The sequence below is a fragment of the Pseudomonas sp. NCIMB 10586 genome (genome assembly GCF_023127895.1).
Classification (GTDB): Bacteria; Pseudomonadota; Gammaproteobacteria; order Pseudomonadales; family Pseudomonadaceae; genus Aquipseudomonas; species Aquipseudomonas synxantha_A.
Genome location: NZ_SPKQ01000043.1, coordinates 67,813 through 80,376 on the forward strand (window position 1 = coordinate 67,813; position 12,564 = coordinate 80,376).

At 56.6% G+C, this 12,564-nt stretch carries 17 protein-coding genes and 2 pseudogenes; 3 read left to right on the forward strand and 16 right to left on the reverse strand.

What is annotated here, in order from left to right:
* The 7 genes from E4P01_RS19260 to E4P01_RS19290 form a co-directional block, all read right to left on the reverse strand.
* Positions 1-411 (reverse strand): integrating conjugative element protein, encoded by a 411-nt coding sequence (locus tag E4P01_RS19260; RefSeq protein ID WP_348983573.1) that lies wholly within the window; start codon positions 409-411, stop codon positions 1-3.
* Positions 408-914: a transglycosylase SLT domain-containing protein gene (locus E4P01_RS19265; protein WP_248130115.1), complete on the reverse strand. Its 507-nt coding sequence runs from the start codon at positions 912-914 to the stop codon at positions 408-410. The genes E4P01_RS19260 and E4P01_RS19265 overlap by 4 nt, the downstream gene beginning before the upstream one ends.
* Positions 915-943: 29 nt before the next feature.
* On the reverse strand, positions 944-1,654 hold the full coding sequence (locus E4P01_RS19270; RefSeq protein WP_216091059.1) for a TIGR03759 family integrating conjugative element protein: 711 nt from the start codon (positions 1,652-1,654) through the stop codon (positions 944-946).
* Between the two features lie 9 nt (positions 1,655-1,663).
* Entirely contained in the window at positions 1,664-2,257 is a 594-nt protein-coding gene (locus E4P01_RS19275) for a hypothetical protein (protein WP_216091060.1), read from the reverse strand.
* Positions 2,254-2,619: a hypothetical protein gene (locus E4P01_RS19280; RefSeq protein ID WP_248130113.1), complete on the reverse strand. Its 366-nt coding sequence runs from the start codon at positions 2,617-2,619 to the stop codon at positions 2,254-2,256. Before E4P01_RS19280 ends, E4P01_RS19275 begins: the two co-directional genes overlap by 4 nt.
* Before the next feature lie 256 nt (positions 2,620-2,875).
* Positions 2,876-3,175 (reverse strand): hypothetical protein, encoded by a 300-nt coding sequence (locus E4P01_RS19285; RefSeq protein WP_216091062.1) that lies wholly within the window; start codon positions 3,173-3,175, stop codon positions 2,876-2,878.
* A gap of 51 nt (positions 3,176-3,226) precedes the next feature.
* The gene (locus E4P01_RS19290) at positions 3,227-3,706 is read right to left on the reverse strand and encodes an STY4534 family ICE replication protein (RefSeq protein ID WP_216091063.1); all 480 of its coding nucleotides are present in this window, start codon (positions 3,704-3,706) and stop codon (positions 3,227-3,229) included.
* Positions 3,707-4,114: 408 nt separating this feature from the next.
* Between E4P01_RS19290 and E4P01_RS19295 the strand changes: the two genes are divergently transcribed.
* The gene (locus tag E4P01_RS19295; protein WP_216091064.1) at positions 4,115-4,447 is read left to right on the forward strand and encodes a hypothetical protein; all 333 of its coding nucleotides are present in this window, start codon (positions 4,115-4,117) and stop codon (positions 4,445-4,447) included.
* 30 nt (positions 4,448-4,477) lie between these two features.
* Here the strand turns inward: E4P01_RS19295 and E4P01_RS19300 are convergent, their stop codons facing one another.
* The 9 genes from E4P01_RS19300 to E4P01_RS19340 all read right to left on the reverse strand — a co-directional run bounded on the left by E4P01_RS19300 (position 4,478) and on the right by E4P01_RS19340 (position 11,245).
* The gene (locus E4P01_RS19300) at positions 4,478-4,888 is read right to left on the reverse strand and encodes a single-stranded DNA-binding protein (RefSeq protein WP_216091065.1); all 411 of its coding nucleotides are present in this window, start codon (positions 4,886-4,888) and stop codon (positions 4,478-4,480) included.
* Positions 4,885-5,397 (reverse strand): DUF3158 family protein, encoded by a 513-nt coding sequence (locus E4P01_RS19305; protein ID WP_216091066.1) that lies wholly within the window; start codon positions 5,395-5,397, stop codon positions 4,885-4,887. The genes E4P01_RS19300 and E4P01_RS19305 overlap by 4 nt, the downstream gene beginning before the upstream one ends.
* Entirely contained in the window at positions 5,394-6,122 is a 729-nt protein-coding gene (locus E4P01_RS19310) for a PFL_4669 family integrating conjugative element protein (protein WP_216091067.1), read from the reverse strand. Before E4P01_RS19310 ends, E4P01_RS19305 begins: the two co-directional genes overlap by 4 nt.
* Positions 6,123-6,264: 142 nt before the next feature.
* Positions 6,265-7,302 (reverse strand): STY4528 family pathogenicity island replication protein, encoded by a 1,038-nt coding sequence (locus tag E4P01_RS19315; RefSeq protein ID WP_216091068.1) that lies wholly within the window; start codon positions 7,300-7,302, stop codon positions 6,265-6,267.
* A gap of 3 nt (positions 7,303-7,305) precedes the next feature.
* Complete coding sequence (locus E4P01_RS19320) at positions 7,306-7,866, reverse strand: DUF2857 domain-containing protein (RefSeq protein ID WP_138452928.1); 561 nt, start codon at positions 7,864-7,866, stop codon at positions 7,306-7,308.
* Positions 7,860-9,290, reverse strand: a complete 1,431-nt coding sequence (locus E4P01_RS19325) for a ParB family protein (protein ID WP_216091069.1) — start codon at positions 9,288-9,290, stop codon at positions 7,860-7,862. The genes E4P01_RS19320 and E4P01_RS19325 overlap by 7 nt, the downstream gene beginning before the upstream one ends.
* 13 nt (positions 9,291-9,303) lie before the next feature.
* Entirely contained in the window at positions 9,304-10,164 is an 861-nt protein-coding gene (locus E4P01_RS19330; RefSeq protein ID WP_216091070.1) for a ParA family protein, read from the reverse strand.
* 5 nt (positions 10,165-10,169) lie between these two features.
* Positions 10,170-10,382, reverse strand: coding sequence for an AlpA family phage regulatory protein (locus tag E4P01_RS19335; RefSeq protein WP_216091071.1), 213 nt, complete (start codon positions 10,380-10,382; stop codon positions 10,170-10,172).
* A 110-nt stretch (positions 10,383-10,492) separates the two neighbouring features.
* Positions 10,493-11,245 carry a hypothetical protein gene (locus tag E4P01_RS19340; protein ID WP_216091072.1) on the reverse strand — a complete coding sequence of 251 codons (753 nt, stop codon included), beginning with the start codon at positions 11,243-11,245 and terminating at the stop codon, positions 10,493-10,495.
* Between the two features lie 407 nt (positions 11,246-11,652).
* Between E4P01_RS19340 and E4P01_RS19345 the strand changes: the two are divergent.
* Together E4P01_RS19345 and E4P01_RS19350 are read left to right on the forward strand one after the other, a co-directional pair.
* Positions 11,653-11,851, forward strand: a pseudogene (locus E4P01_RS19345) (IS30 family transposase); the annotation flags it as partial.
* Positions 11,852-11,989: 138 nt separating this feature from the next.
* A pseudogene (locus tag E4P01_RS19350) lies at positions 11,990-12,490 on the forward strand (IS5 family transposase); the annotation flags it as partial.
* Positions 12,491-12,564 lie beyond the last annotated feature (74 nt).

A 12,564-nucleotide genomic window follows, 5' to 3' on the forward strand; every position in this document is an offset into this window, starting at 1 on the left:
TTACTGCTCGACCGCTTCGGCGGTGATCAATACCGGGTAGTGCTTCAGTTCCAGGCGTTGCGCCAGATCGTCGGCGGAGACGGGCGACAGCGTCAGAGCTGGCGCCAATTGCCGCAGATTGTCCAGCGCGGTTGGCGTGTCGACATTGACCACCAGGCCGACGGCATTGAGGTCTTGCAACATCGGATAGCGTTGCTGCAGCCAACGGCGCGAGCGCGGATCATCGCCAATCAGAAACAGCGGCGAAAGGCCTGGGGCATCTAAGGCACGGTTAGCGACGTCGCCGGGGCTGAGCAGGATGGAACGTACTGGCAGCATATCGGCTTCGCTGAACGGCGCGGGCTCCGAGGCCCAAGCGATATGGCACAGGGTTAGGGTGAGCAGAATATAAGCGAACGTCCGCGTCATCATGGGCTACTCCTTTCATCAGTCAACTTCGCCAGGTGCAAGCTGACGCGATTGCGGTAAAGCGCCGCCAGTTCGCCGCCGGCAGGGCGGTGGTATCGGCCGACGGCAGCCAACCAGTCCTCCCCGGGACGGTAATGTCCCCGCAGGATGGAAGCTGCGACAGCGAGATTGCGGTAGGGGTCAAGCAGCTCGCAGGGCTGGCGATAGTAGCGTCGCTGATAACCTAGGTTGAGCTGGGCTAAGCCCGCATCGATGCGTACTGGAGCCACTCGCCTCAGTGCATCGCGCAGGGCGTTACACGCCTGAGCACGGGTAAGGTAGTAGTTCGGAGCACCGGCGATATTGAGGGTCCAGGGCCAAGGAACGGTTCGGCCGCGTAAGGGAATGCCGCTTTCCTGTAGGGCGACGGCATACAGCACCACGGCAGGCATGGCCGCCGCACGTGCCGCCCTTTGATAGGCCTCGGGCGGTGTTGCTGACTGAACTGTCGCCGATAGCACTCCCATGGCGACCAGTATACCGAGCTGGCAAAGAATCACTGTCGTAGCCATTGCCCATCCACCTTGCGAACAACAGCAGGTAAATCGCCCTCGATACCCAGTGACTGCCAGCGTCCGTTGTCGTGGTTCAGCGTAATGCGCCGGTCGCGTACTTTGTTGGGGTTGATGCCAGTGCTCAATGCCCATTGCCGCAGGCGGTTATCGTCCTGCTGGCTATCTACTAGATACAGGTCGAACGGGGTGTTTGCGGTCTGCAATTGCTGGATCTGTTGCTCGCAACGTGGACAGTCTGCCCTGACAAATACCGCAGCACGCTCGGCTAGCGGTAACGCAAAAGCCAAGGAGGGCAGGTCCTCTCCAGGCAAGTTCACTCGTACTTGTCCTGGGAGCTGCTGGGCCCAGGCCTCGTCATAAGCGCGTTGATAGGTCAGCAACTTCTCAACCCGTGTCGCTTCTGCCTGTACTTGCAACACGGCATAACGTTGGCGCTCATCCTCTGATCGAGCCTCGATGCCCAAGGCGCTCAACGGGTCCAGATTGGGCGAGTAGACACCGAGAGGGCCTTGCATCAACTGGCGATAGCGACGCCATTCATCCGTGGTGAGCTGCCAGGCTTGCGCCAGTTGTGCTTCGTTCAGCGGGACGACGTCAGCGGACTGGTTGGCGCTGCCGGCTGTTTGGAGGTCTTGCACATCGGCATTGGCCGTCATCGTGATGAGTAAAGCGGCTATCAGAACCCACGGCATGCTCTCCTCCTACGGCACCGCCATACGACGGACAGTGGACCTAACCCGGAATACCGCGGTGGAGGCTTCCAGTGCTTCAAGTGTCCAGCTGTCCTGGCTATCGCCGGTTCGGAGTAACCTGGCTTGTTCAAGTGATTGCGCATTGCGCGGCGAAACGGCAAGAAAACGCTCTGTACCGCGCATTTCTATGCCGATAATTTGAAATGGAGGTAGGGTTGCAGTGCGCTGTGCGAGCTTGGGGGCTTTTCGCGGTTTGGGTTCAATGATCGCAGGAGGCGGGGGCAGTGATTCAATACGCTGAATTTGTCGCTCCAGTTCACGCATGGTTTGCAGTGGCACACGCTCCTCCACGGATTGGGCAACGACCGCCATTTGCGCTTCAAGTGTTTTTTGAAGCGCAGCCAGTTCAGCAGGACTTGCGGCTGGTGGTTGAACAGAGGGAATTTCCAGCTGCACCATGCGCTTTTGAAGTGCCTGAACGTCGCTTTGCGACGCGAGCTGATTCAGAGCGAAATGCTGAGAGATTAGTGCTGCGCTTACTGCCAAGATCCAAAGGATGCCCAATGCCCCAAACAGATGCTGCCTGCCAATGGTTGGAATCATGGCGTCTGCTCCAGGGGAGTGACGGGTGAAAAACAGATACGGCGTTTACCGTTGTCTGTTTGCAGCTTCCAGGTCGGCCCGACCAATGTTTGCAACGCAGCCTGAAGCGGCATCGGACCAAGACGCAAGTGCACCGCCGGTAGCGGTAAGTCATAAAGCTCTGCTGAATCAGGGCAATCATCGCCCAGCCGATAGCCGGAAAAGCGCAGGACATAGCGCAACGCGTTACCGACCGTAAGATCCCAGCCTGACGGTAAGGTAACGTCGATCACTTGTTCCAACAGCGCCTGTTGAGCCTGTTCGGGCCGAAACTCGACCAAGGTGTATCGACCGGCGCGAATCACAGGCGTAGCGGGAGGCAACGGCTGTACTTCCGTTGTTGAGTTCTCAGCAGGGGCGGGTAGTGGAGATGTGCAACCAGTGCTCACTGCGCAACTCATCAACAACACTATGCCCAGAGATGGGGACGGGGTCATGATACAAGCCCAATTCGAAGAGTTGAGACCAGCATGCGGATCGGGCATGCAGAAGGCTGCTCACAAAGCGCAGTAACCAATGCCCCGATTTACGCGTAGCAGAACGGCCTCCGAAGAGGCCGTCCGGGGTGCGTTACGCGCATCAGTATTCTTCCGGCAACAGAAGCGTCGTGATACTTCGATCGGCCTCGGTGAGGATCCATAGGCGTAGATCCTCCGTGACCTGATACGAAGAGAGCACCCGATGGCCATAAATCAGCGCGTCAGCGTTGGTCTGACGATCTTCCTCGCTGATATCACCCCAGTCGCCACGAAGATGGCGGAACAGATACTTCAGCGGCTCCAATCGACCACTGCGTACCAGCGCCTCGACGCCTGAAGTCATACCGACAATGCCAAACGACAGCGTTGGATCGTCTTCCACAGTATTGAGTAAGGACATGAGAAAACTCCTGAGAGCCCTTGGAGGCTCTGTTGGTGAGGACAATAGTGATCAGAACGACGCGGAGGCGGAGTCGGGAGTGGGAATGTCGGCGCTTGTGCCTTGCGGCTCATCAGCAGCACCGTCCCGAACCTTGGGCTCGGCCTTGTAAACCAGGACGCCATCGATCTTTATCCAACTGACGAACAACAAACGGGCTTTTAGACTCACCCCATGCTCGCCGGCATGCTTGCCTTTGGAATAGGTAAAAACGTCTGCCCATAAATCACCCAGACGAAAACCGATCAGCACTTTGCGTTCAGCTGATACCGCTGAAGCGCATCGACGAATCAAAGCCTGAGCCTCGGCGCCCGATACCCGTACGTCGAAACGGCGGTACTCCACATCGCTGTTGGGCCCGGTCAGGGCTGCGATATCGCAGGCGAGGAAGGGTTGGCCTTTCTTCGGGGTGATTTCCCGAATGCGGTTGAGATAACCCAGGCCAGAGATATGAAGATCGAAGTAGCTGAGTTGATTAGTTTCAGTGGTCATTTAGCGCCTCCAGAGGATGAGCAAAAATGAGACACACCGAGCCCCGAAGGGAGGTGAGTCCCGTTGGGGTTGTGGATCTAGGGTTCCGGGTAGGAGAGAGGCATCCTTCATCAAAGAGCGATGAGCGTTCGCGCGCGGGATGCTGAGAGCGAACTGGCGAGGTCAGCGCCGTGTGAGCGGCGGCGTAGCCTTGAAGACCTAGGGCTACCTGGGCATGTTGCTGAAATGACAGCAGACATGTGTGCGAGTGTGAGCTGCGATAGCAAACCTTGTCGTATAGGAATAGGGCATCCGTACTTCCCGTTTCCACATTTGCGCTTATCGAAGCTAATTGGGTGTACCACTCCGATAGAACAGGCTGTTGCTGGTAGAATCAGTCATTTCATAAAGCCGCTACTTGAGAGACGTATGAACAAAAAACTGATTGAAGACGAGATGCGTCGAGCACTGTTTGGCGATGCAGAGATCTCTACATCCATTAATACTCCTGTAGTGCATGCGCCTCAGCCAGAGGTCGTAGTCGTGGCGCCTGTAAACACCGTTACGAAAAAGAAGGCTTCGAAGGCGTTCACACCGAGGCTCAGGGTCACTCTACGCGTGGGAAATGAGTTCGAAGGCGAAACTTACGAGATAACCCATGAGGCCGACACACTGAGTACCCTTTTAGCGCAGCAGGAAGCGACTAAGGCCGCGAAGAAGAAATTCAGGTATGTGGAAGTGGTCTCGGTCAAGTCGATGTAATCGTGGCTCTGTTTATACGTGGCATGCCGGTTACATTTCTGCACCCGCATCAGTAGCCCCGCCGTCAATTGGTAGCGACTTGTTTTCCAGTATCACTGCCGTCACCCGATAAGGCAAAATTCCTACCCGCCGCGCTTCGACCTTAAACGTCACCCGTTCATTCTCATCCTGGTCCTCCCAGGTATCCCTGACCGTGCGACCTTCGACCAACACTCGCATCCCTTTCTGATAAAGCGTGCCCCAGTGCTCAGCATCCCGATGCCAAATCTCCACCGGCGCCCAATAGCCGCCCCGGTCTTCATAGCTATCTTTCACTGGCACCGGGTTATCAAAGTAGACGCTCAGCCGCAGTAACCGACGCGGCTCCTCATTTCCATTGGGAAACTCCCGGTACTCGGGTGTTGAGCCAATATTGCCTTCACCGTAAAAATGCGTGCTCATGGTGACTCCTGCGGATCTGTGGATCGATTGATACGTTGCAAGTAAGCTTCTTCCGCTTGGGCCATTTTCTGCGCACAGTCGAAGGCTTGACGGGAGAGGGTGTGGCTCAGGCTGATTTGCATGTTGATAGCGATGCGCTGCAGCTCCATTGCGTAGAGGTCATCGATCAGCACGGCAGGCGTGGCTGCGCTGCTGATCAATTGCTCCCATAGGGCGACGCCCATGGCGCTGCGATTCAGGTTGCGCCAGCGCAGAAAGGTCGTGCCGGCGCTGGTCACCTGCTGAGAAAGCTGAATGGGTAATCGGTTGAACGGATATGCCGTCGCTTGAGCCAGAATTTTCTTGGCGGCCAGTGCGATCAGTTCATCCCTTAGCCGTGCACAGTCGATGGCCCAAATCTCCAGGCTCCCCTTACCTTTAAAAGGCTGTAAAAGGCCTTTTAGGTAGGCGGTCTGTGCCATGGGGTTATAGTCCGCCTGTTCCAATGATCTGAAGTAGACCGGGATCATAGTTGGCACTCCTCATCAGCTTTATGGGTGTTATCGACAGCTTCGGACGGTGCGCTGGCGCAGGGGGCAGCGGGGGGCGCAAACCTTGATCGACGCGTGCCGTCCAGAATGTCGGCCGGCAGGTCGCCAAACTTTTCGCGTGCGGCACGCGCAACGGCGTTGTTGGCGGCAAAGTCACTGCGCCGGCTGCCGGAGTATCGGTACTGCTGGGCGAGGGTGAACAAGCTGCGTAACGCATGGGCACCCTGGTTGAGCGTGCGTTGCAGCGTGCTGCGGTCGATCAGCGCAGTGTGGTGGGCGAGGATCAGGCGGCGGGCCAGGTTGTCGTAGTCGGCCAGTAGATAGACGGCCTTGAAGCCCAATTGGGCGTTGATCAGCAACGGTAGATTGATCGGGTGCAAGTTGCAGTTATCGCCCAGGTTCATCTGCGATGGCACGTCGTCTAGGGTGTGGTCGACTTGCTCGCGAAGCGCATCCAGTCGCGTCTTGGCGTCTTGCAGTTTTTCTTCGATGCGCAGCATCCAGGCGTCTGAATAGGGGTCGTCCTGTTCGGCGCCGCGTTTCATTTTGTTCATGATCGAGATGAAACCATTCAAGCCAATGATGCCGGGGCGTCCGTTAGAGGGCGGGCGCCCTTGCCAGATGCGTGAGGCCTGGTGTGTGTGGAGGGTCAACTCCATGCTGCTGCGCAATGCGCCGAGGATCGGGGGCTGGTCGTTGTCCATGGTTGCCAACGCTCACTGAGATTAGGAGCCGGTAGCTTGAGAAGTGTGCAGAAGGCTGTCAGTGGCCAATAGGCGGCGGGTGTTCACCGGTTTTTATCTGTGGAAGTCTTTGGCGCTGACTGGTGCTATCCCCAGGGGATAATCAGCGGTTGCGTAGGCGCAGGAGGGCGCGTAATTCGGCCATATGTGCTTCGGCCACTTCAAAGTCGCGGAGTACAGGTTCAGAGGCCGTGCAAGCTGGAGAGGAGGGCGCAGCCCAAGGCGTGAACTCGCCCTTTAGCGCTTTTTGAATAATGCCAAACAGGTAACCCGCAGGGTTATGCACCTGCTGGTGAAGGCAGCGCGTACTCCACTCATCCAATACCGCCTGCTGCAAATTAGCGTCGACTTGGTCCAGCGCCATGCGCGCCGCTGATTGCTGCGCAGGTTTGAGCGCGGTGAAGAGGCTGGGCCAATGGAGGACAGTCGCGTCAGTACGTAGTTTTTTCTTTGCTTTTGTACTTACTGTACTGTCCTGCTTCGGAATCCGAAGACAGTGCTGGGACGTGGGTTTGCTGCCCACTTCGGATTCCGAAGCAGGGGTTTCCTGAATCCGAAGCAGGGCGTCTTCACCTACTTCGGATTGGAGGTCCACACGCTGCATCAGCAACTGCACCCGCGTGGGCAGCAGCTTGCCCTGGAGTAGCGGGTCGTCGCTGATTTCCTTCAGCACCTGAATCGCGACGCATTGAACGGCCTTGCTGAGATGGTCCAGCGCATGGCTGACCAGATCGAGGTATTCGGGGTCCAGTTGCAGCGTCTCAAACGGCGTGAGCGGTTCGTCATGCAGCACATAGAGGTTACCTTGCAAACGCCCGGTTTTGGCGTCGCGGCGCCGTTGCACCAGGCTTAGCCAGCGTGAAAGCCGCAACATCGTCAGGGCTTTTGCGATGGTCTCGTGGGAGGCTTTGGCACCGCAGGGCATGGACGCCAGGAAGGGGCGCAGCTGTTCGTAGGACGGAAATACCGCAGTGGCATTGTCGAGCAACTGCAGTCGAATGATTTGCCAGGCATTGCGTTCCAGCGGTGTGAGGCGGATATCCAGAAACAGCGCACGCGGTACGGTTTCATGGCGGTTGCCGCTGTACAGAAAGCTGTCGCGTGTAGAGGGGCTAGCGCTCGGCGGTTCGCGAGGGCCCATGGATTACACCAACTGCTGCTCGATCCAGCTGCGCCCTGCGGCCCAGATCACCGAAGCAGGGTGGCCAAGCTGCTCAGCCAGGTCGAGCGCCAGCGCCAGCAAAGCTTGTTCATCAGTTAGTGCGATGGAGCGGGCATCGACTTGGGGTTTCCATTGATGCCACAGCGCTAACTCCTGATCTTCGGTGAGCACCGGGTGGCGGCCTTTGCGTTTGGGCAGACCGAGAATGTCCCGGCGCAGAGCAATTTCCTGGTGAGTGAGGCCGTAGAAATCACAAACCATCTCGGTGCTTGCTCCAAGGCGCAGCATACGGTCGACGTTCGCCACTTCCTGGGCGGTGTTGTCGGCCTGGCGCAGGATGCGCTCAATCACGGCGTGATTAACCGTGACGGTGCACCAGGGCGCTTGAGAATTAAGCAACAGGCTGACTAACGCTGGTTGCTTGAGTGCTGCCAGGTTACTGTCGCTGAAACCCATAGCTTTGCAGCGGCGAAGTTGACCGTTACGCAGGTCATGCAGGGCCTGAACGATAACTGCTTGATTGAGAGGATGAGGGATCAGCACGGCGCCCTCCCTGGAGTTTCGATCTGATGCAGTCGTCGGGCCAGGCGGATCAGGCGGAACAGTTTGATCAAGTCCTCATCCTGAAGGCCCGACTGGATCAGCAGCTCATGGGGTTCGACCGCTGTATTGGGTGTAACCAAGGCGTGCAGCAACGCCAGCGAGTCCTTGGTGCCTGCAGGACGGTCCGCGCTGTACAAAAATCCATAGCCCTGCTCGACAGTGTGCAGGCTGTTTTCGTGACCAGAGGCGTTGGCAATCTCTCGCGCAAACTGGGCAATGTGGATTCTCAACCGATGGGGCGTGTCCAGGCTTGGGTCGATGCGCCAGAGATCGTTGATTGGGTAGAGCCCATCGGTATGTACAGGGACCGAAGGCTGAACAGATGCTTGCGGGTCTGCCTGTTCAACCAGCAAATTCTGAATAGCGGCCAGCCGTTCAGTGACGATGGGCGCTGATGGTTGTTCCTGTGGTTGAGGGGTAGAAACGGGGATGGGAGCAACTGAGGGCAAAGTCACCGGATCATGCAGCGGCTCAGGTGCTGCCAGATCCTGCGTGAGCGCCAACTGACGGTTGCCAGCGATGGAGATATCCAGGTTCAGCGTGTCGTAATCGACCGCCAACTGCTCAGCCATTTGCCCGACCAGTTCATCTTGCAGGCGGGAAAGCAGGAAGCACTCAGGTTCGCTATCAAACATGGCGAGCACTTCATGAAACAAGGCTGAGAAACGCTGTTCCTGTCCAAAATCTTGGGCATATTGCACCCAGGTACGTTCTGCCGCCTTACGCAGCGTTGCCAACCGCTCCACCTGATGGCGTCCCAGCCCACCATACAAAATCCTTGGAATCGCCGGTAACAGGAACTGCACGGCCTCCTGCATCCGACTGATATGTGACTGCTGAATCGGATAGCCATCGGCACACAGCAACCGCGCCAACTCGGACTGCGATAACCCACGCTGCAGCTCTTGCTCGTACAACTCACGAGACTTTTCAATGCCCAGCGCACGCTCGATAAAGGTCAAACGGCTATGCAATTCGCTTTCAGCCAGATGGCCTGTCAGCGCGACGATTTCACCTCGGGCTGTCCAGGGGTGAAACAGGCAGGGGATGCGAAAGAAGCGTTCATTCCGAGTCTCCTCCCATAATTCTCCCAGGATCGCCAAGCGCGTATTGCCGCCTGAGCGGATCATAAAACACATCTCGCCAGGCCTCCGTGTGATTGAGGGTGGCGTGTCCAGACCGCGTTCGCGAATGGAGGCTTTTAGCTGCTCAAAGCGCGGGTTGCGAGTGATTCGCGGATCCAGCGAGTAGGCCTGCAACTGGTCCAATGTCACCACCATCGGCGTATCTGCAATGGGATCACTCATCGCCGCTTGCGACGTCTCGCCACGCGCAAAGCCAGGCACCTGCAACTGTTCAGCCATAGCCTGCATCTCCTCAAACGTCGGCATGGCCAAAACGCCCGTACTTTTTTCCCGAGACGCCCTCGAAGCGGTACCGCCACTCCGGGAAGAGTTCGCAGGCAAGAGAACGCATGGTGTCCGACGCAGCCAGCGCCAATCTGCCTGCCGGGCGACGCGTCTCCACACGATGCACCGCCTGCCACTGCATGGCGGCTCGAGGGTAGGCTTCAAGGGCCGGTATAACGGTGTTGAGCACCCGGATGTCCTGTTGTCCGAAAAACACCTGGCGCAGGGTTTGCTGAATCAACCGCGCATTAGCCGAGACCGGATGCACACGATTGATCAAAATATGCAGCGGCGGACGTGGGATTCCCAGGTATTGATACGGCGCAAGATCACTTATCAATTTCAATGTGCCGCGCTGCAATTCCCGAGCAGCCAGGATCTCCGGTATCACCGGCGACAGCACTGCATCAGATGCCAGGATCGCCATCTCCAGCAATACACTGCGAGCCCCCTGGGTATCGATCAACATCAGATCGTAATGGGGGCTGAACACCGACAACAGATTACGTAGGCGCAAACGACCATCAGGCGCATGCAGCAACAAGGTGTTGAGTTGGTTTTGGTCATCATTGGATAGCACTAGGTCGAGGTGCCGGATACGGGTGTGGCAAATCAGCTCATCAAGCCGTGACTCGTTAAATGCCAACAGCTCATAAGTGCCACAGGGCGCTCGCCACTCGAGCTTGAAGTAACTGGAAAGCGTCGGCTGAATATCCAGATCCAACAGCAACACCCGCAAGCCCGCATCAGCCGCGATGCCGCCCAGGTTGGCAGCAACCGTGGTTTTGCCCACGCCGCCCTTGGTCCCGCCAATTGCCCATACGCGCATGGCGATCACCGCTGTTCAGCGAGACGTTCGCTGATCCAAAGGTTGATTTCTTCGGAGTCCCAGCCAACTGCACGCAACCCGATGCGTTTGGCTGCCGGGAATCGGCCTTCCTTCATCAGGTTATAGAGATGAGACCGTTTAAAGCCAGTGATGCGTTCGACTTCGTCGCGACGCAGGATGCGACGTTCGCAGTCTGTCGATGAGTGTTCGTTAGACATTGAGTTTGCTCCTTTTTTGGCCGTTGTACGAGGCCAGGTAAGAGCAGTGAAGGGCAGGGGGGGCCGGTTGTCATCGCAACAGCAAATGCAAAGTTGTGGTTGCAATGTCCTCAGGTGTCTTTCAAACGGCGCCGAGCCGCCGCGAATTTGGCATCGAGGCTTCGTTTGCTGATGCCAAACAGCTCGCCGCTGTGGGCAATAATAGCGGTCGCCAGAGACTCCTGGCTTTCGAATACGGAATAGCGCCGACCTGCCGGAGAACTCCCGAAGATAACTTGCAACATTGCGCCGATTACACATTCATAGCCGCGCCGAGTGCGATCACTTATCGGCTTCTCATCGCTGACCAGCCTTAACAGACGGTCATGCTCCGTGACGGTAGCAATGTGTTGCTCCTGCATCGATTGGAGGCTGGTTTGCAATTCGTTGAGCTGCACGCGCAACGCGTCCCGCTCAGCCTGCAAAATGTGGAATGCCTCAGTACTGATCGTGGTGTGAGTAGAGCGCTCAATCTCGTCAAACAGGAACGGCGGTTTTTGATCGGGGTAGTGCCGCACCATCCACGCCTTCAAGTCGGCGTGACGCACGGTCAGAAATTCAGGAGGGACGTGGATGCCAACGTTCACCATGACACCAAGCGACCCATAAGGCAGGTCATTGTTCATCACCGCATCAAACAGCTTTTCTAGATTTAGATGAAGGCATGGCCATTGAGGATAGGCTGACCTGAAAGTATGCGGGGCGTGCAAATAGGTATGCAGGATGTCTGCTTCGTGCTCCAGCAGACCGCACCATCTAATCACCGCTTCAACCAAGTGATAGAATGGCTTATACGAAAGCTCACAGCTGCCCTCGTTGTACATGATCAGGTCCCTTTTTTATTTTTGGGTACGGCGAATGCCTGATGGGGGCCAGTGTAGCGTGGCCTGTACAGAGTTGAATTAACTTGAGCGGTTTTTATCCGTGTATTGCTCGCAGTTGTCTGTCGGCAAAAGAGTCTGCTTATGACGGAATAGGGGGCTTGCGCTATATGATTGGGGCTACATGTGAGTCGGCAATAAAACTAAATGTTTAAACTAGGCTGTACTCTGAGCTTGCCTAATGATTTTTGACACTTCAATAGGGCGCTATAATAGCGCCAAATTTTGCGGTGTTTGGGGGTGTGTAAAACTTATCCGAATGAGTTCAAGCTCAAGGCTGCCAGCATGGTTCTGAATGAAGGTCAGCCGGTTACCGAACTCGTGCCAGCCTGGAGTCGGCCCCACTAATCGAAAATACGAGTGGTCTTCTACGGCAATACTTCCCGAAAGCCACTGACCCCTCTCGTTGGAGTGTCAAAGAAAATGCAGGCGGTAGCTCACGTACTTGACACTAGGCCTCGAAAAGCACTCGGTTGGAAAACACCTGCCGAAGCCCTGAATGAGTATCTAAAGTCTGTACAACAATCCAGTATTGCGACGACCGGTTGAATCCGCGTTGCGATCCTTGCTCCGAGTGTAATAGTAGGCCCGAAGGCCTGCTACGCTGTTTGTAGTTATACTAAGGAAACTCCGAACAAGTCTCCAAGTATGCTGAAATACAGTCTCACCACCTGACCCGAGTGCTTCATGAGCCAGATGAGCTTTTCCGATTTCGAATACGCCGGAAAACGTAAGCAGACACGCCGTGAACGCTTCCTCGCCGAGATGGATCAGGTCGTGCCCTGGACAGGCCTGCTGGGGCTGATCGAGCCGTTCCACCCCAAGGCCGGCGGTGGCCGTAAACCGTATCCGCTGGAAACCATGCTGCGCATCCATCTGTTGCAGAACTGGTTCTCCCTGAGCGATCCGGCCATGGAAGAAGCGCTCTACGAAATCACGCCCATGCGCCAGTTCGCACGCCTGACGTTGAGCGCGCCGATCCCGGAAGACACTACGATCATGAACTTCCGGCACCTGCTGGAGAAGCATCAACTTGCACCTGCGATCCTCGCGGTCATCAACGGTTATTTACAAGAAAAAGGCCTGTCGCTGCGTCAAGGCACTATCGTCGATGCCACTATTATCCACGCGCCCAGTTCGACTAAAAACGAGGATGGTAAACGCGATACAGAGATGCATCAGACGAAGGAAATTTGAAAAACCCGCTGAGTTTGGCGCTATTGACCGCGAAATATCCCGTACGCGCCGCCTTGGCGAGCTTG

Bases quoted from the DNA above. Each gene is read 5' to 3' on its own strand.
- E4P01_RS19260 (WP_348983573.1), bottom strand. From the start codon at position 411: ATGATGACGCGGACGTTCGCTTATATTCTGCTCACCCTAACCCTGTGC.
- E4P01_RS19265 (WP_248130115.1), bottom strand. From the start codon at position 914: ATGGGAGTGCTATCGGCGACAGTTCAGTCAGCAACACCGCCCGAGGCC.
- E4P01_RS19270 (WP_216091059.1), bottom strand. From the start codon at position 1,654: ATGCCGTGGGTTCTGATAGCCGCTTTACTCATCACGATGACGGCCAAT.
- E4P01_RS19275 (WP_216091060.1), bottom strand. From the start codon at position 2,257: ATGATTCCAACCATTGGCAGGCAGCATCTGTTTGGGGCATTGGGCATC.
- E4P01_RS19285 (WP_216091062.1), bottom strand. From the start codon at position 3,175: ATGTCCTTACTCAATACTGTGGAAGACGATCCAACGCTGTCGTTTGGC.
- E4P01_RS19290 (WP_216091063.1), bottom strand. From the start codon at position 3,706: ATGACCACTGAAACTAATCAACTCAGCTACTTCGATCTTCATATCTCT.
- E4P01_RS19295 (WP_216091064.1), top strand. From the start codon at position 4,115: ATGAACAAAAAACTGATTGAAGACGAGATGCGTCGAGCACTGTTTGGC.
- E4P01_RS19300 (WP_216091065.1), bottom strand. From the start codon at position 4,888: ATGAGCACGCATTTTTACGGTGAAGGCAATATTGGCTCAACACCCGAG.
- E4P01_RS19305 (WP_216091066.1), bottom strand. From the start codon at position 5,397: ATGATCCCGGTCTACTTCAGATCATTGGAACAGGCGGACTATAACCCC.
- E4P01_RS19310 (WP_216091067.1), bottom strand. From the start codon at position 6,122: ATGGACAACGACCAGCCCCCGATCCTCGGCGCATTGCGCAGCAGCATG.
- E4P01_RS19315 (WP_216091068.1), bottom strand. From the start codon at position 7,302: ATGGGCCCTCGCGAACCGCCGAGCGCTAGCCCCTCTACACGCGACAGC.
- E4P01_RS19325 (WP_216091069.1), bottom strand. From the start codon at position 9,290: ATGGCTGAACAGTTGCAGGTGCCTGGCTTTGCGCGTGGCGAGACGTCG.
- E4P01_RS19330 (WP_216091070.1), bottom strand. From the start codon at position 10,164: ATGCGCGTATGGGCAATTGGCGGGACCAAGGGCGGCGTGGGCAAAACC.
- E4P01_RS19335 (WP_216091071.1), bottom strand. From the start codon at position 10,382: ATGTCTAACGAACACTCATCGACAGACTGCGAACGTCGCATCCTGCGT.
- E4P01_RS19340 (WP_216091072.1), bottom strand. From the start codon at position 11,245: ATGTACAACGAGGGCAGCTGTGAGCTTTCGTATAAGCCATTCTATCAC.